Consider the following 16,849-nt stretch of genomic DNA (forward strand, 5'->3'; position numbering starts at 1 on the left):
CGTTATGAATCGAACAATGTTCAAGTCCAAAATCCACCGGGCCACCGTCACGCACGCCGACCTGCACTACGTCGGTTCGGTCACCGTTGACCTTGACCTGCTCGAGGCTGCGGACATCCTTCCCGGCGAGCTGGTGTCCATCGTGGACGTCACCAACGGGGCACGGCTGGAGACGTACACCATCGCCGGTGAACGTGGCTCCGGCGTGATCGGCATCAACGGTGCAGCGGCGCACCTCATGCACGAGAACGACATTGTCATCCTGATTACCTACGCCCAGATGACCACCGAGGAAGCGAAGGCTTACGAGCCCCGGGTGGTCCACGTGGACCAGGGCAACCGGATCATCCAGCTGGGCAACGACCCCGCGGAGGGCCTCACCGCCGGCACGATGCGTCCGCCGTTCGCGCTGAACAATGCCACCCTCTGAACCCGGAGCGTGAAGTCCGGTAGACGCTCCCGCCGCGGCCGCGGAGGGATCCCGTGCTAGGGGTCCTGGCAGGATTCTTCGTGGTTTGGTGCATCATCCTGGTGGGATGGTTCGTGGGCCGGCAAAAAATCCTCGGCGAGAACGCCCGGCCCGTGCTGAGCGGTCTGACTTTCTTCGTGGCAAGCCCGGCGCTGCTCTTTGAAACGCTGAGCAAGGCACGGCTCCATGAAGTCTTTGCCCAGCCGCTGCTGGTGACGGCGGTGGCCGCAATCACCACCGCGTCGATCTTTTTCCTGATCGCGCGGTTCTGGCTGAAGCGGGCCCTGCCGGAATCATTGATGTCCGCCATGTCCGCTTCGCTGGCGAACTCGGCCAACCTGGGTATTCCCATTGCGGTATATGTCCTGGGGGACGCCAGCTACGTGGCACCCTTGTTGATCTTCCAGCTGGCGTTCTTCACTCCCATGTTCCTCATGGTCCTCGATTCAAGCACCAGCGCCCACCGCACCACTCCCCTGCGGTTCGTGCTCATGATCCTGCGGAACCCGATGATCGTCGGCTCCGCCCTGGGCCTGGTGGTGGCCGGTACCGGTTTCCAGGTCCCGGCGCTGGTGATGGAACCCATCCACCTGATCGGCGGCGCCGCGATTCCCGCCATGCTGATCGCGTTCGGGATGAGCCTGAACGGTACCCGCCCCTTGCAGGCTTCCGCCGGGCGCCGGGTGGACACCCTGCTGGCGAGTGGCTTTAAGCTCGCTGTCCAGCCGGCCCTTGCGTACGTTTTCGCCCGCTTCGTGCTGGGAATGGACGGCCATGCCCTCTTCGCGGTGGTGGTCACCTCGGCGCTGCCCACAGCCCAGAACGTCTTCGTTGCCGCCAGCCGGTACAAGACCGGGCTCACCGTGGCGAAGGACACCGTGCTGATCACCACGGTGGTTGCCGTGCCGGCGATGATCGGCGTCGCGCTCCTGTTGGCCTAGCTTCTTGACCGCACCACCCCAGCTTGGAGGGCTGATGAATACCAATCTTGACACCGTGGTGATCGGCGGCGGCGCCATGGGCTCCGCGGCCGCCTGGGCGCTCTCCCGCCGCGGCCGCCAGGTGACGCTGGTGGAGCAGTTTGGCCCCGGGCACACGATCGGCGCGTCGCACGGCGCCACCCGGAACCTGAATCCGGGCTACCACCAGCCGGACTACGTGGCCATGCTGGCCGAGGTCTTGTCGCTGTGGGAGGAGCTGGAGCAGGAGAGCGGCGTCCGGTTGCTGGCGCGTACGGGCATCGTCAACCACGGGCCCGGCTTCGAACCGCAGCAGGTGGCCGCGGCGCTGGGTTCGGCCGGGATCCGCGCCGAGTTTTTGGCCCCGGCGGAAGCCGGTGAGCGGTGGCGCGGCATCCGGTTCGACCGACAGGTCCTGCACATGCCCGACGGCGGCCAGCTCAATCCGGAGGCCGCGCTTCCGGTGTTCCAGCAGCTGGCGGCGGCCCGGGGCGCCGAGATCAGGCACCACACCAAGGTGGTGGACTTCAAGGTGTTCGACGACGGCGTGCGGCTGACGCTCGAATCCGCCGGAGGCACCGAGGTGGTCACCGCAGCCCAGGCCGTGGTGACGGCGGGCGGCTGGACGGAGAAGCTGCTGGCCTCCGCCGCCGGGAACGACGCGGCCGGCATGCGGATCCCGACCTTGCGGGTCACGCAGGAGCAGCCGGCGCATTTCCGGGTGGCAGACGACGGGGCGGTGTGGCCGGGGTTCAACCACTACCCGGGCCCGGACTACCAGGGCTGGTACTCCCCCGTGTACGGCATGCAGACCCCCGGTGAAGGCATCAAGGCCGGCTGGCACGGTGTTGGGCCCGTGGTGGATCCGGACCACCGGGATTTCCTGCCGGAGCCGGCCCAGCTCGCCGCCCTGCAGGCGTACGCGCGGGACTGGCTGCCCGGCGTCGACCCCGAGCAGTTCGAGGCCATCAGCTGCACCTACACCACCACCCCGGATGAGGATTTCGTCCTGGACCGGGTGGGCCCGGTGGTGATTGGCGCAGGGTTTTCCGGCCACGGCTTCAAGTTCACGCCCGTGATCGGCCGGATCCTCGCGGACCTTGCCACCGGGACGCGGGACGCACCTTCCATCTTCCGGGCATCCCGCTAGCCGCGGCTTCCAACTGGCCGCGGCACCCGCCAGCCGCGGGTTTACGCTAGGTGGCGCTGCCCTCCGCGCTGCTGGGGACCGGCTGCCCGTCGGCCTTTCCGGCATCGTCAGCCTTCACTGCCGGCATGGCCAGGACCGCTGCCACGGTAAGCAGCCCGGCCACCAGTGCCGCCAGGAACACGGCTCCGGACGCGGCCACCACCGTGGCGGGGTCGGTATCGCCGCCGCTGCTGCCGCCGTAGATGGCATTGGCCACGGCGCCGAAGACGGCCACGCCCAGGGCGCTGCCGATGGACCGGGCAAACATGTTGGTGCTGGTCACCACGCCGCGTTCGTGCCAGGGGACGCTGGACTGGGCGGCGATCAGGGTTGGCGTGGCCAGCAGGCCCAGGCCGAGCCCGACGACGAAGCAGCTGATGGCGATCAGCGCCACGTTGGGCGAGGAGGCCGTCAGCGACAGGATCAGCAGGCCCGCCACGGAAATGGCGATGCCGATCAGGGCCGTGGATTTGAAGCCGATCCGCAGGTAGAACTTGCCGGCCTGCGAGGCACTCAGGGGCCAGCCGAGGGTCAGCGCGGCGAGCGCCAGGCCGGCCACCAGCGGCGAGGAGGACAGCGCACCCTCCAGGTAGGTGGGCACGTAGGAAGTCAGGCCGATCATGACGGACCCGACCCCGAAGGACACCAGGGTGGTGGTGGCAAGCAGGCGGCGCGACACCACCCAGGAAGGCAGGATGGGCTCCGCCGCACGCCGCTCCACCAGGAGGAACGCGACCAGCAGCACGGCACCCACCGCGAACACGCCAATGCTGATGGGCGAATTCCACGCCCACGCCTGGCCGCCTTGGAGGGCGTCGAGGATCAACAGGCCCAGGGATCCCGCCAGCAGCACGGCACCGGCAAAATCCACCTTGTGCTTGGCCCGTTCCACGTCCTCGTGCAGCGTGCGGACCAGCATCCAGCCGGCCAGCAGGCATAGCGGAATGTTGACCAGGAAGATGCCGCGCCAGATACCCAGTGCGGAGAAGATGCCGCCCAGGCTGGGGCCCACCACCGAGGAGACCGCCCACACGCTGGCCAGGTAGCCCTGGACCTTGGCGCGTTCCTGCAGGGTGTAGATGTCGCCGGCGATGGTCACGGACACCGGCAGCACCGCCCCGGCGCCGAGTCCCTGCAGGGCCCGGAAGGCAATCAGGGAGGGCATGCTCCATGCCAGGCCGCAGAGGACCGAGCCAAGCAGGAACAGCCCAATGCCGGTGAGGATGATGGGCTTGCGGCCGGTCATGTCGGACAGCTTGCCGTAGATGGGCACCGAGACCGCCTGGGCCAGCAGGTAGGCGGAGAAGAGCCAGGGGAAGGAGGAGAACCCGCCCACATCGCGGACGATCGACGGTACGGCGGTGGCGACGATGGTGGAGTCGATGGCCACCAGTCCGGTGGACAGCATCAAGGCGATGAGAATCGGGCCCCGCTCGGAACGGAACCCCACTCCCTGGGCGCGGGCAGTCATCATCAGTCTCGTTTCAGTCTTTTCGGGTCCCTGCTACCTCCACTCTAGGTACCCACGACGGAAGCGGACTACCGCCTGCCCTGGTGTGCGTCCAGGAGGCGGGCGCAGCGGATGAAACCCAGGTGCGAGTATGCCTGCGGGTGGTTGCCGAGGTGGGTTTCGGTGCCGGGATCGTATTCCTCCGGGAGCAGTCCGGTGGGCCCGAAGAGGTTCACCAACTGGTCGAACAGGTCCCAGGCCTCGTCGATGCGGCCCACGGCCACGTAGGCCTCGATCAGCCACGTGGTGCAGATGTGGAACCCGCCCTCCAGGCCCGGCAGGCCGTCGTCGTACCGGTAACGGAACACGGTGGGGCCCACCCGGAGTTCGCGTTCGACGGCGGTGACGGTGTCCAGGAAGCGCTGGTCCGTGACGTCCAGCAGGCCCGAGAGGCCGATGTGCAGGACGGCGGCGTCGAGGTCCGGGCTGTCGTAGGCCACGGTGTAGGACCTGGCCGATTCGTCCCAGCCCTCGCGCAGGACCTCGTCGCGGATGGTTGCCGCCGCCGGCGCCCATGCAGGGTCAGGCCGGCGGCCGTGGCGGGCCGCTGTCCGCAGTGCCCGGTCCAGGGTGACCCAGCACATCACCTTCGAGTAGACGTGGTGGCGGGCCGCGCGCCGGGCCTCCCAGATCCCGTGGTCCGGTTCGTGCCAGCGGGCCAGGACGGCCGATGCCATCTGCACCATCAGCTCCCAATGGGCGTCCTCCAGCGACCCCTCCCGCCCGCTCAGCGCGTGGATCAGTTCGGCGACCGGCCCGAAAACGTCCAGCTGGACCTGGTGGTCCGCCGCGTTGCCGATCCGCACCGGGCGGGATCCCGCGTACCCCGGCAGGCTGTCGACGACGGCTTCCGTGGAGAGCGGTGCGCCGGTCACCGAGTACAGGGGGTGCAGCCATTCGGGGCCGGGTGCGTGTTCGAGGATGCGGCCCAGCCAGTCCAGGAAGCCCGCGGCCTCGGCGGTGGAGCCCAGGTCCACGAGGGCGTTGACCGTCATGGAGCCGTCGCGCAGCCAGCAGTAGCGGTAGTCCCAGTTCCGTGTCCCGCCGATGCCCTCGGGCAGGGACGTGGTGGGTGCGGCGAGGACGGCGCCCGTGGGCTCGTGGACCAGGGCGCGGAGCACCAGGGCTGAACGCCGCACCAGGGAAGGCTTGACGGAAGGCAGGGCGAGGTCCTGCACCCACTGGCGCGATTGCAGGGCCACCCCTGCCCGGCGCTCCGTCTCGCCGTCGGGATCCGCAGGCTGCGGATCGGTATCGCCACAGCGCAGGTTCAACACCACGGGGCCGTCCTGCAGGTTCACCGACGCCGTGGCCGTGGCGTGGATGCCGTCCGAGGCGATGCTGAAGCTCACCCCCGGCGCGAACAGGATGATGGGATCCGACGTCCCCACCACATGCAGTTCCTCTCCGCGCGATTCCATGCTGAACGGGGCGTTGGCATAGTCCGGCCTGGGCGCGAAGGTGATCCTCGCGGCGCCGTGGCCGGAGAGCACCCGCACCAGGCTGGTGATGCCGTCCGGGGCGGGCTCCAGGTAGTCGGTTACCGTCACGTCCGCCCACCGGGTTTCGACGATCATGGTGCTGTCCACATAGCGCTGGCCCAGCACCTGGGAGGCTTTGACCGGTTCCACGGAAAAGTGGCCGGCGGCGTCGCCGCCCAGGATATGGGCAAACAGGGATCCGGAGTCCGGCAGCGGGTGGCTCATCCAGCAGATCTTCGCGTCCGGGGTCAGCAGCGCGGTGGAGGAGCCGTTGCCGATCATCGAGTGCCGTTCCAGGCCGACGGCGTCCTCACCGAACAGCCAGGCCCGGCGCAGTTCGAAGAGGAGGGCCAGGACGCGGGCGAAGGCTTCGGGGTCGCGGACGCGGTGTGCGGCGGCGGTCTCCCCGGGCCCGACCCGCAGCCCCAAGTCCGGACCGCGGAGGGTGGCGATGGCCAGTTCGTCGCTGTAGGCGTCACCGGCGCACATGGCGGCGCTGGCGCCGAGCCGGGAGCGGAGGCTTTCCAGTGCCTCCGCCTTGGACGGTTCCACCACGGAGAGGTCCAGCACGGACCCGTCCACGATGAAGAACAAGCCATGGAGGCGGGCGATTTCCCGGGCGGTTTCCGTGACCGATTCCACCACCTCCGGCGGTGCGGGCCGGGTGTGGACGGAAACGGCCACCGGCTTGCGTTCGATCCAGATGCCCTCCTGGAAGCCCACGGCCTCGTTGAGCGCGGCGTTGACCTTGAGCAGGACGGATTCGGTGGCCAGGCTCTGGGCATGTGCGAAGCCCATGTCCGTCTCCGCACCGTGCGACCCGATCAGGTGAACCTCCACAGGCAGCCGGGACACCGCCGCCAGGTCGCGCAGGGACCGGCCGGAAATAATCGCTGCATGCGTGTTCGGCAGGGCCGCCAGGGCGCGGAGGGCGATCGCCGCGTTGCCCAGGGGCAGGATCTCCGTGGAGACGCCCTCAGCCTCGCAGAGCGTCCCGCCGTAGTTGCAGGCCACCAGCAGGGACGGAACCCGGGCAAGCACCTTGAGTTCGGCCAGCAGCGCGGGGGTGAGCCCGTTGTCCGCGGCATCGGACTGGATGAAGGCGCGGAGCATGTCCAACGGGAGCGAGCGGGTGAGCAGCGCGGATTCCGCCACGCTTTGGTTCAACGGCGTAGGCATCCAGGTACCCCTTCAAGGCAGAACCAGGCCGGGAACTCAGCCGCTGGATCGCCTGCGGACTACCGGTTGGTGCCCCGCCCGGAAATCCCAGCAATCCCTGACGGGGCAGTACCCATCTTCAGCCGCGGGGGTTTCCCCGGGGAGTCGCTTTCATTGCGTCCGTGTAAAAGCAGCGGACAGGACCTTCGGGCATCGTGCCCGGCGAAACCTCAGGCGCCCACCCGGGCCAGTCCGGCGGCCTCGGCCAGCAGCTCGACGGAGCGCAGCCGCGCCTCGGTGCCGGTGCTCTGGTGCGCCACGATGAGTTCGTCGGCGTCGGCGTGCTTGCCGAAATCTGCCAGGTAGTCCACCACGGCGTCCGGGGTGCCCACGGCGGAGTAGCGCATCATCTGGGCCACATGCTGTCCTTGCGGGGAGTCCAGGACCATGTCCGCCTCGTCGTCGGTGAACTCCCGGCCGCCGCCGAAGAACAGCGAGACGCGGGCGCGCTTGGTGGCCTGGAACATGGCCTGGGCCTCGGCGGCGGAGTCGGCGGCGATCACGTTGACGCCGGCGATCACGTGCGGCGCGTCCAGCTGCGCGGAGGGCTTGAACTCGCGGCGGTAAATGGCCACGGCATCCCGCAGGGCGGCTGGGGCAAAGTGCGAGGCAAACGCGTACGGGAGGCCCAGCTGCGCGGCCAGGCGGGCGCCGAACAGGGAGGAGCCCAGGATGTACAGCGGGACGTTGGTTCCCTTGCCAGGGGTGGCTTCGACGCCCTGGATGCGGGTGGGGCCGGTCAGGTAGCCCTGCAGTTCCAGGACGTCCTGCGGGAAGCTGTCCGCGGACATCGGGTCCCGGCGCAGGGCGCGCATGGTGTTCTGGTCACTGCCCGGTGCCCGCCCCAGGCCCAGGTCGATCCGGCCGGGGTGAAGGGTTTCCAGGGTTCCGAACTGCTCCGCGATGGTCAGCGGCGAGTGGTTGGGCAGCATGATGCCGCCGGCGCCCAGCCGGATGCTTTCGGTGTGGGCGGCCACGTGCGCGATCAGCACGCTGGTGGCGGAGGAGGCGATGGAGGACATGTTGTGGTGCTCCGCGTACCAGACGCGCCGGTATCCGAGCTTCTCCGCGCTCTGCGCCATGGCCACGCTGCCCGCGAAGCTCTCCGCCGCCGTCTGGCCTTTGCCAATGGTTGCCAGGTCAAGGATGGAGAGGGGAAGAGTCACGTCAGGTGCCGGCCTTTCAAAAAAACGTTTCGTGGGGCGTGCCCCCCGGATTGCGGCGGGCACTTGATGCATAACGACGGCGGGCCCCGGCTTATTTCTGTGAGTTGCGGAATACTCAGCACGCTGATGATGTTGCCGCCCCTATGAGCCAAGATTCAACGAAGCAGCTGGAACTGTCCGCAACGATCGACCTCAAGGACCTGGGAACCGTGCACCGGCTCGGGTTTGGTGCCATGCGCATCGTCGGCGACGGGGTGTGGGGTGAGCCCGCAGACCGCGCCGCCGCCGTGGCCGTGGTGCGCCGCGCCGTCGAGCTCGGTGTGGATTTCATCGACACCGCCGACTCCTACGGACCCAACATCAGCGAGGAAATCATCGCGGAGGCCCTGCACCCGTACACGGAGGGCCTGAGGATCGCCACCAAGGTGGGCTTCACCCGTACCGGGCCCAACAAGTGGATCCCGGTGGGGCGTCCTGAATACCTGCGCCAGCAGACGGAACTGAGCCTGCGGAAGCTGAAGGTGGACACCCTGGACCTGCTGCAGCTGCACAGGATCGACCCCAAGGTGGACGCCGAGGAGCAGTTCGGTGTGCTGCGTGAGCTCCAGGACGAGGGCAAGGTCCGCGCCCTGGGCCTGTCGCAGGTGAGCGTGGCGGAGCTGGAGGCAGCCGGAAAGCACTTCACCGTCTCCACGGTCCAGAACCGCTACAACCTGACCGACCGGTCCTCGGAGGACGTGCTGCGGTACTCGGAGGAGAACGGCATCGGGTTCATCCCTTGGGCGCCCATCTCCGCGGGCGAGCTCGCCAAGCCGGGCGGACCGCTCGATGAAGCCGCCAAGCGCCTCGGCGCCACCACCTCCCAGGTGGCCCTCGCCTGGCTGCTGCGCCGTTCCCCGGTGATGATGCCCATCCCCGGCACCGGTTCCGTGGCCCACCTCGAAGAAAACCTGGCCGCCGCCGGCCTCACGCTCGACGATGAGACGTACGCCGGGCTCGAAGCCGCCGGCAAGTAGAAACCCAACGACAGGAGAAACACCATGGCAAACATCCTGATGATCGTCTCGGCCGCCGATTCCCTCACCATGAAGGACGGCAGCGAACACCCCACCGGCTACTGGGCGGAGGAGCTGGTGGTCTCCCACCAGACCTTGACCGATGCCGGCAACACCGTCCACATCGCCACCCCCGGCGGCAGGAAGCCAACAGTGGACCAGGTGAGCCTTGCCCCCGAATCGGCCGGCGGCGTGGACCGTGCGCAGGGCTTCCGCGACTACCTGGCCAAGATCGACGGCGAGCTGGCGCACCCGCTGGTCCTCGCCGACGTCGACATCAACGGCTATGACGCCGTGGTGATGCCCGGCGGCCACGGCCCCATGGCCGACCTGTTCAAGGACGCGGACCTGGGCCGCCTGCTAGTGGCAGCCAACAAGGACGGGAAGGTCATTGCGCCGTTCTGCCACGGTCCGGCCGGGCTGCTCAGTGCAACGGACGACGACGGCGGGTTCGCTTTCAAGGGCCGGCGCCTGACGGTCTTCACCAACGAGGAAGAACTCGGCGGCGGCACCGGCGAGAACACCCCGTGGCTGGTGGAGGACGCGCTCAAGGACAAGGGCGCCGTGGTGGAGAACGGGGCCGCCTGGTCCTCCCACGTGGTGCGGGACGGCAACCTCATCAGCGGGCAGAACCCGCAGTCCAGCGAGGACGTGGCCAAGGAAGTCCTGGCCGCGCTCAGCTAACGCCCGGCTGGCAGCGCAGGGCAAGGGGGACCGGTTCGCCGGTCCCCCTTTTGCGTGCCGCGGGCACCTCGATGGTGCGTGCCGCGGCGTCCGGGAGCGGCCCGTAATGTGACCGCCGCGGTCCTCCGGTTAACCGCCGTTACGCCCTGTATCTCCGGGTTTCGCGGGCTTTGATTCCCCCGCCGGGGCTGCCGGATAGTTGCTGCAACGCGCACTCCCGCCGCATCTTTCGGCCCCTTCCAGGAGGAACCATGCCCATCAAAACCACGCCGTCCGCCGTCGTGGCGCTCACCGTCGCAGCACTGCTGGGGCTGTCCGCCTGCGCCGATCCGGGCGCCTCGGCGGCGACAGCACCGTCGTCGTCATCAACCGCCAGCGCCGCGGGCAGGACCTTCAACCTGTCGCCGCAGCAGGACCGCTTCCCGGTGAGCAAGGACGCCGCCGCGGCGGCCCTGGTGCCTGAGGCGGTCAAGGCCGACGGCAAGCTCACCGTAGTGACCACGGGCGGCGCGGCGCCGCTGAGCCTGTTCGCCACGGACAACAAGACCCTGATCGGCAGCGAGGTGGACATCGCCTACGCCGTGGGCGGGGCCCTGGGACTGGACGTCGAGGTCCTCCCCGTCGCCTGGGCGGACTGGCCGCTGGGCATCGAATCGTCCAAGTACGAGGCCGTGCTGTCCAACGTGACCGTCACCGAGGCGCGCAAGGAAAAGTTCGACTTCGCCACCTACCGCAACGACCTGCTGGGCTTCTACGCCAAGAGCGACTCCGGCATCGGGGAGGTCAAGGAAGCCAAGGACGTGGCGGGCAAGCGGATCATCGTGGGCTCGGGCACCAACCAGGAAGCGATCCTGGTGCGCTGGGACGAGGAGAACAAGAAGAACGGCCTGGCGCCGGTCCAGTTCCAGTATTACGACGACGATTCCGCCTCAAGCCTGGCCCTCCAGTCCGGACGTGCGGACCTGACCTTCGGACCCAACGCCGCCGCGGCGTACAAGTCCGCGCAGGACGGCAAGACCAAGCAGGTGGGCACGCTGAACGGCGGCTGGCCTCTGACCGCGCAGATCGCCTTCACCACCAAGAAGGGCAACGGCCTGGCGGTTGCCGCGCAGGCCGCGCTGAACCACCTGATTGACGACGGCACCTACGCCAGGATCCTGGACCGCTGGGGCCTCTCTTCCGAGGCGATCCAGAAGTCCGAGCTGAACCCGGCGGGCCTGCCCAAGAAGTAGGCGGCCCGCCGATGAATGGATCCCCGCCGGGTTGTGAGCATGGCGCTTGCTCCCGGCGGGGATTCTTCTGTTTTGACGGGTATCCGGGAAAGTGCGCTCCGCGCCGGGAGGCAATAGTCTGGCCAGATGGGGACGAGTGCCGTGAACTCCGGCGAACAGGTGGACAGGCAATCGCGCATCCTCGAGGCGGCGATGGACCTGCTGTCCCGGCATGGCATCGCCGGGGTGAGCATGCGGTCCGTGGCCCGCGAAGCAGGCGTGGCGCTGGGCCTGGTGAACTATTACTACGATGACAAAACCACGCTGATCCGGGCTGCCCTGCGGCGCGTGGACGAGCATGACCTCCTGCTGGTCGCGCCGGACCCGTCGCTGCCCCCGGACGAGCAACTCCGCAAGGCGTTGCGGCGGGTGGCGGCCAAGGATTTGCTGACCACCCGCTACCTGTCCCTCCGCCTGCACCTGTGGGCCCTGGCCCAGGCCGACGAGGACTACGCCCAGATCAACGCAGTGGCCTTTGACCGTTACATCGACGGCGTCGCCGCGCTGGTGTCCGCCGCCCAGCCCGCACTGTCCTGGGAGGCCTGCAGGGACCGGGCGGCGGACATCGTGGTGATCCAGAACGGCGTGTGGCTGACGGCGCTGCTCGGCGTCGACACGGCCGCCATCCAGCGGAGCATCGAGCGGACGGAGCAGATCGCGTTCGCTCCCGTCCATGACGGAAGCACGGGCAGCGCGGAACTCCGCCCGCACTGAACGACCGGCCGCGGTCACGCCGGCAGCCCCTCAGTAACATTGAACGAGCGTTCAAAAAAGTATTGAACACTCGTTCAAGGTGCATTACTGTCCTTCCTATGACTTACGCCACACCAGCGCGGGAAGCCGCCCAGAGCACTGCACCCGAGGCAGCAGCCACCCTGTTCATCAACGGCGCGTGGGAGCCGGCCGCGTCCGGCGCTGTCCGTGAAATCCGCAACCCGGCCGACGGCGAACTGGTCGCCACGGTCTCCGAGGCCGGCCGCGAAGACGCCGAACGGGCCATTGCCGCGGCCCGCGCCGCGTTCGACGCCGGCGTTTGGTCCTCGGTTCCTGCCCCGGAGCGCGGGACCTTCCTGTTGAAGGTGGCCGCCGGGCTCCGTGAACGCCGGGAAAAATTCGCCCGCGCCGAGTCCCTGGACACCGGCAAGCGGATGGTCGAAAGCCGGATCGACATGGACGACATCGCCGCCTGCTTCGAGTACTTTGGCAGGCTGGCCGGGCAGCAGGCGGGCCGCATCGTCGACGCCGGGAACCCCGCCGTGGTCAGCAGGATCGCTTACGAACCCGTGGGCGTCTGCGGCCTGATCACCCCGTGGAACTACCCCCTGCTCCAGGCGGCGTGGAAGATCGCGCCCGCGCTGGCGGCCGGGTGCACGTTCGTCCTCAAACCCTCCGAGCTGACCCCGTCCACCGCCATCCTGGCCATGCAGCTGCTGCAGGACCTTGGCCTGCCGGACGGCGTCGCCAACCTCGTCACCGGGGCCGGCGCTGAGGCAGGCGCACCGCTCTCGGAACATCCCGACGTCGACCTCGTCTCCTTCACCGGCGGCCTGGAAACGGGCAAGCGGATCGCGGCGGCGGCCGCGGGCACCGTCAAGAAGGTGGCCCTGGAGCTCGGCGGCAAGAACCCCAACGTCATTTTCGCGGACGCCGACTTCGACGCCGCCGTGGACAATGCCCTGAACGGCGCCTTCGTCCACTCCGGGCAGGTCTGCTCCGCCGGGGCGCGTCTGGTGGTGGAGGAATCCATCGCCGAACGCTTCGTGGACGAGCTGGTCCGCCGCGCCCGGGAGATCCGGCTGGGCGGCCCGTTCGACGACGACGCCGAGACCGGCCCCTTGATCTCCGCCGCCCACCGGGACAAAGTCAGCGCCTACGTCCAGCGCGGTGTCCAGGAAGGCGCACGGCTCCGGACCGGCGGCGAGGCACCTTCCGGAGGGAAGTACGACGCCGGGTTCTACTACCAGCCCACCATCCTGGACCAAGTGAAGCGCGGCATGTCCGTGGTCACCGACGAGGCATTCGGCCCGGTGGTCACGGTCGAAACGTTCCGCACCGAAGACGAGGCCGTGGCCACCGCCAACGACACCATCTACGGGCTGGCCGGCGCGGTGTGGACCCAGGACGCCGGCAAAGCGCAGCGGGTGGCGTCCCGTCTGCGGCACGGCACCATCTGGATCAACGACTACCACCCCTATCTCCCGCAGGCCGAGTGGGGCGGCTTCGGCCAGTCCGGCGTGGGCCGCGAGCTGGGCCCCACCGGCCTCGCCGAGTACCAGGAAGCCAAGCACATCTACCAGAACACCAGCCCCCAGGTCACCGGCTGGTTCGCTGACCACGGCAAGGAGAACTAGATGCACTACGACAACATCGAGGACCTCACCGACCGCGGGTTCGACTACGTCGTCATCGGCGGCGGATCCGCCGGTGCCGCCGTCGCCGCCCGGCTGAGCGAGGATCCGGAGGTGACCGTGGCCCTCGTCGAAGCCGGCCCGGATGACCGCAATATCCCGGAGATCCTGCAGCTGGACCGGTGGATGGAACTGCTCGAATCCGGCTACGACTGGGACTACCCCATCGAACCGCAGGAAAACGGCAACTCCTTCATGCGCCACGCCCGCGCCAAAGTGATGGGCGGCTGTTCCAGCCACAACTCCTGCATCGCCTTCTGGGCGCCGCGTGAGGACCTGGACGAGTGGGAAGCCAAGTACGGCGCCACCGGCTGGAACGCCGACGCAGCCTGGCCGCTGTACCAGCGGCTGGAGACCAACGAGGACGCCGGCCCGGACGCACCGCACCACGGGGACTCCGGCCCCGTGCACCTGATGAACGTTCCCCCGGCGGATCCTGCCGGCGTCGCGCTTTTGGACGCCTGTGAGCAGGCCGGCATCCCCCGCGCGAAGTTCAACACGGGCACCACCGTGGTCAACGGAGCGGGTTTCTTCCAGATCAACCGGCGCGCGGACGGCACCCGTTCCTCCAGCTCCGTCTCCTACATCCACCCCATCATCGACCGGCCCAACTTCACCCTGCTGACCGGCCTGCGCGCCCGCCAGCTGGTGTTCGACGCGGACAAGCGCTGCACCGGCGTGGACGTGGTGGACGGGGCGTTCGGCCGCACCCACCGGCTCTCCGCGCACCGCGAGGTTATCCTGTCCACCGGCGCCATCGACTCCCCCAAGCTGCTCATGCTCTCCGGCATCGGCCCGGCAGCGCACCTGGCCCGGCACGGCATCGAAGTGCTGGTGGACTCCCCCGGCGTCGGCGAGAACCTGCAGGACCACCCGGAAGGCGTGGTGCAGTTCGAGGCCAGGCAGCCCATGGTGCAGACCTCCACCCAGTGGTGGGAGATCGGCATCTTCACCCCCACCGAGGACGGTCTGGACCGCCCCGACCTGATGATGCACTACGGTTCGGTTCCGTTCGACATGAACACGCTGCGGCACGGCTACCCCACCACGGAAAACGGCTTCAGCCTCACCCCCAACGTCACCCACGCACGCTCCCGCGGCACCGTGCGGCTGCGCAGCCGCGACTTCCGCGACAAGCCCATGGTGGACCCCCGCTACTTCACGGACCCTGACGGCCACGACATGCGCGTCATGGTGGCCGGCATCCGCAAGGCCCGCGAAATCGCGGCCCAGCCTGCCATGGCGGAGTGGACCGGCCGCGAACTCTCGCCCGGCATCGAGGCGCAGACGGGCGAGGAGCTGCAGGACTACATCCGCAAGACCCACAACACCGTGTACCACCCGGTGGGCACCGTCCGCATGGGCGCAGCCGACGACGACATGTCGCCGCTGGACCCCGAGCTGCGGGTCAAGGGCGTCACAGGCCTCCGCGTGGCCGATGCGTCCGTCATGCCCGAACACGTCACCGTCAACCCCAACATCACCGTGATGATGATCGGCGAGCGCTGCGCCGATCTGATCCGGGCCGCCCAAACGGCCGCGGACCGCACGGCCGAAGAGGCCATGGAAGAGAAGGAGCTCACCACGTCCCTCGCCTGAGCGGCAGGACCTCAGGGGGCCGTCTCCCCAACGGCAACGGCCCCCGCCAACGTCATTCCGCCGCACCCCAGGGCGGCCGGTCCAATCGTGCTTTCTGATCCAGGAGTCCATAGTGGAACCCAGCAAGAGTATTGATTCAAGCGGCATGGACGAATTCGGCTACACCCAGACCCTTGACCGGAGCATCGGCAAATTTGCCAGCTTCGCCGCAGGTGTCAGCTACATCTCCATCCTCACCGGTGTTTTCCAACTGTTCTATTTCGGTTTTTCCATGGCCGGCCCGGCGTACGCCTGGTCCTGGCCCATCGTGTTCGTCGGCCAGCTGATGGTGGCCCTGTGCTTCGCCGAACTGGCCGGCCGCTACCCGGTGGCCGGTTCCGTGTACAACTGGGCCAAGCGGCTCGCGTCGGGGACCTCGTCCTGGCTGGCCGGCTGGCTGCTGCTGCTCTCCTCCATCATGGCCTTGGGCTCGGTGGCGCTGGCCCTGCAGATCACGCTGCCGCAGCTCTGGTCCGGCTTCCAGTTCGTCGGTGACGGCACCGGCCCGTACGACTTCGCCATGAACGGCGTGGTGCTGGCCACCATCATGATCACCATCTCCACCCTGATCAACGCGTTCGGCGTGAAGCTGATGACCCGGATCAACAGCATCGGCGTGTTCGTGGAACTGGTGGCCGCCGTGCTGCTGATCCTGGCCCTGGGCTGGCATGTGGTGCGCGGCCCTGAGGTTTTCTTCCAGACCAACGGCTTCGGCGAAGGCCACGACCTTGGCTTCTTCGGCGTCTTCCTGATCGGCGCCATGGCCTCCGGCTACGTCATGTACGGCTTCGACACCGCCAGCTCCCTCGGCGAGGAAACCAAGGACCCCAAGAAGACCGCTCCCAAGGCCATCCTGCGCGCCGTCACGGCATCGTTCCTGCTGGGCGGCGGGATCCTGCTGTTCGGCATCCTGGCCGCACCGGACCTCACCGACCCCCAGGTGGGGTCTCCCGACGGCGGCCTGCAGCACATCGTGCTCTCCGTCCTGGGCGGCCCGTTCGGCAAGGCCTTCCTGGCCTGCATCGTGGTGGCCGTGGTGGTGTGCACCCTGGCAGTCCACGCCGCCGCCATCCGGATGATGTTCGCCATGGCGCGGGACAACAACCTGCCGTTCAGCCGGCAGCTCAGCAAGGTGGATCCCGTCCGCAGGACCCCCACGGTCGCGGCGATCGTCATTGGCGTCCTGGCCGTCCTGCCGCTCCTGGTCAACGTCACGCAGCCGGCCATCTTCACCATCCTGTCCAGCATCAGCATCGTCCTGATCTACCTCTCCTACCTCCTGGTGACGGTTCCCCTGCTCCGCAAACGGTTCCTGAAGAAATGGCCGCTGGCCGACGACAGTTCCGAGCCAGGGTTCTGCCTGGGCAAGTGGGGGGTTCCGGTGAACATCCTGGCGGTCCTGTGGGGTGCCGCCATGACAGTGAACCTGGTGTGGCCGCGCCCGGAGATCTACAACTCGGTGCCGCCGTTCGAGTGGTACCTGCAGTGGGGCGGGGTGATCTTCGTGGCCGCGGTGGTGGTTGGCGGGACCCTGCTCTACCGGCTGAAGATCCGCCACCAGACCGGGGTGCTGGCCGAGCATGCTGCGTCCGTTGCCGCCCATCCGTCGTCCAATGACCCGCGGTACGACGCGCCGGAGGACGCGGTGCCGGCCAACGCGGTCCTGGCAACCGAAAGCTAACAGCACTGAAACAGAACGGCCGACGACGGCGCCCACCCGGGTGCCGTCGTCGGCCGTTGCGCGGGGCCGGGTGCGCGCCGGGCCGAGACGTTGCGTCACACAAGGCGACCGCCTCCGGTT

13 protein-coding genes are annotated in these 16,849 nt (G+C 68.4%); 10 read left to right on the forward strand and 3 right to left on the reverse strand.

What is annotated here, in order from left to right:
• Positions 1 to 4 precede the first annotated feature (4 nt).
• The 3 genes from panD to DFO47_RS13345 are packed head-to-tail and all read left to right on the forward strand — an operon-like array spanning position 5 to position 2,578.
• A complete protein-coding gene (panD, locus tag DFO47_RS13335) occupies positions 5 to 430 on the forward strand; it encodes an aspartate 1-decarboxylase (protein WP_026264347.1) in 426 nt (141 codons plus the stop codon).
• 53 nt (positions 431 to 483) lie between these two features.
• The gene (locus DFO47_RS13340) at positions 484 to 1,410 is read left to right on the forward strand and encodes an AEC family transporter (RefSeq protein WP_109045497.1); all 927 of its coding nucleotides are present in this window, start codon (positions 484 to 486) and stop codon (positions 1,408 to 1,410) included.
• 34 nt (positions 1,411 to 1,444) lie between these two features.
• The gene (locus DFO47_RS13345) at positions 1,445 to 2,578 is read left to right on the forward strand and encodes an FAD-dependent oxidoreductase (protein ID WP_133831929.1); all 1,134 of its coding nucleotides are present in this window, start codon (positions 1,445 to 1,447) and stop codon (positions 2,576 to 2,578) included.
• 46 nt (positions 2,579 to 2,624) lie between these two features.
• Here the strand turns inward: DFO47_RS13345 and DFO47_RS13350 are convergent, their stop codons facing one another.
• The 3 genes from DFO47_RS13350 to DFO47_RS13360 form a co-directional block, all read right to left on the reverse strand.
• Positions 2,625 to 4,091 carry an MFS transporter gene (locus DFO47_RS13350; RefSeq protein ID WP_133831930.1) on the reverse strand — a complete coding sequence of 489 codons (1,467 nt, stop codon included), beginning with the start codon at positions 4,089 to 4,091 and terminating at the stop codon, positions 2,625 to 2,627.
• A gap of 65 nt (positions 4,092 to 4,156) precedes the next feature.
• Positions 4,157 to 6,787 (reverse strand): trehalase-like domain-containing protein, encoded by a 2,631-nt coding sequence (locus DFO47_RS13355; protein WP_133831931.1) that lies wholly within the window; start codon positions 6,785 to 6,787, stop codon positions 4,157 to 4,159.
• 209 nt (positions 6,788 to 6,996) lie between these two features.
• Positions 6,997 to 7,992, reverse strand: coding sequence for an LLM class flavin-dependent oxidoreductase (locus tag DFO47_RS13360; protein WP_018760701.1), 996 nt, complete (start codon positions 7,990 to 7,992; stop codon positions 6,997 to 6,999).
• Positions 7,993 to 8,135: 143 nt separating this feature from the next.
• On the opposite strand from DFO47_RS13360, the gene DFO47_RS13365 reads away from it, so the two are divergent.
• The 7 genes from DFO47_RS13365 to DFO47_RS13395 all read left to right on the forward strand — a co-directional run bounded on the left by DFO47_RS13365 (position 8,136) and on the right by DFO47_RS13395 (position 16,729).
• Positions 8,136 to 9,008 carry an aldo/keto reductase gene (locus DFO47_RS13365; protein WP_133831932.1) on the forward strand — a complete coding sequence of 291 codons (873 nt, stop codon included), beginning with the start codon at positions 8,136 to 8,138 and terminating at the stop codon, positions 9,006 to 9,008.
• Between the two features lie 24 nt (positions 9,009 to 9,032).
• A complete protein-coding gene (locus DFO47_RS13370) occupies positions 9,033 to 9,731 on the forward strand; it encodes a type 1 glutamine amidotransferase domain-containing protein (RefSeq protein ID WP_133831933.1) in 699 nt (232 codons plus the stop codon).
• Positions 9,732 to 9,982: 251 nt separating this feature from the next.
• Positions 9,983 to 10,963 carry an ABC transporter substrate-binding protein gene (locus DFO47_RS13375; protein ID WP_133831934.1) on the forward strand — a complete coding sequence of 327 codons (981 nt, stop codon included), beginning with the start codon at positions 9,983 to 9,985 and terminating at the stop codon, positions 10,961 to 10,963.
• A gap of 126 nt (positions 10,964 to 11,089) precedes the next feature.
• Positions 11,090 to 11,716, forward strand: a complete 627-nt coding sequence (locus tag DFO47_RS13380) for a TetR/AcrR family transcriptional regulator (RefSeq protein ID WP_051083403.1) — start codon at positions 11,090 to 11,092, stop codon at positions 11,714 to 11,716.
• A gap of 98 nt (positions 11,717 to 11,814) precedes the next feature.
• Entirely contained in the window at positions 11,815 to 13,353 is a 1,539-nt protein-coding gene (locus tag DFO47_RS13385) for an aldehyde dehydrogenase family protein (RefSeq protein ID WP_133831935.1), read from the forward strand.
• Positions 13,354 to 15,009 carry a GMC oxidoreductase gene (locus DFO47_RS13390; RefSeq protein WP_133831936.1) on the forward strand — a complete coding sequence of 552 codons (1,656 nt, stop codon included), beginning with the start codon at positions 13,354 to 13,356 and terminating at the stop codon, positions 15,007 to 15,009.
• 145 nt (positions 15,010 to 15,154) lie between these two features.
• The gene (locus tag DFO47_RS13395) at positions 15,155 to 16,729 is read left to right on the forward strand and encodes an APC family permease (protein WP_081624114.1); all 1,575 of its coding nucleotides are present in this window, start codon (positions 15,155 to 15,157) and stop codon (positions 16,727 to 16,729) included.
• The last annotated feature ends 120 nt before the right edge of the window (positions 16,730 to 16,849 follow it).

It is taken from the genome of Arthrobacter sp. AG258, from assembly GCF_004364695.1.
Taxonomy (GTDB): Bacteria; Actinomycetota; Actinomycetes; order Actinomycetales; family Micrococcaceae; genus Arthrobacter.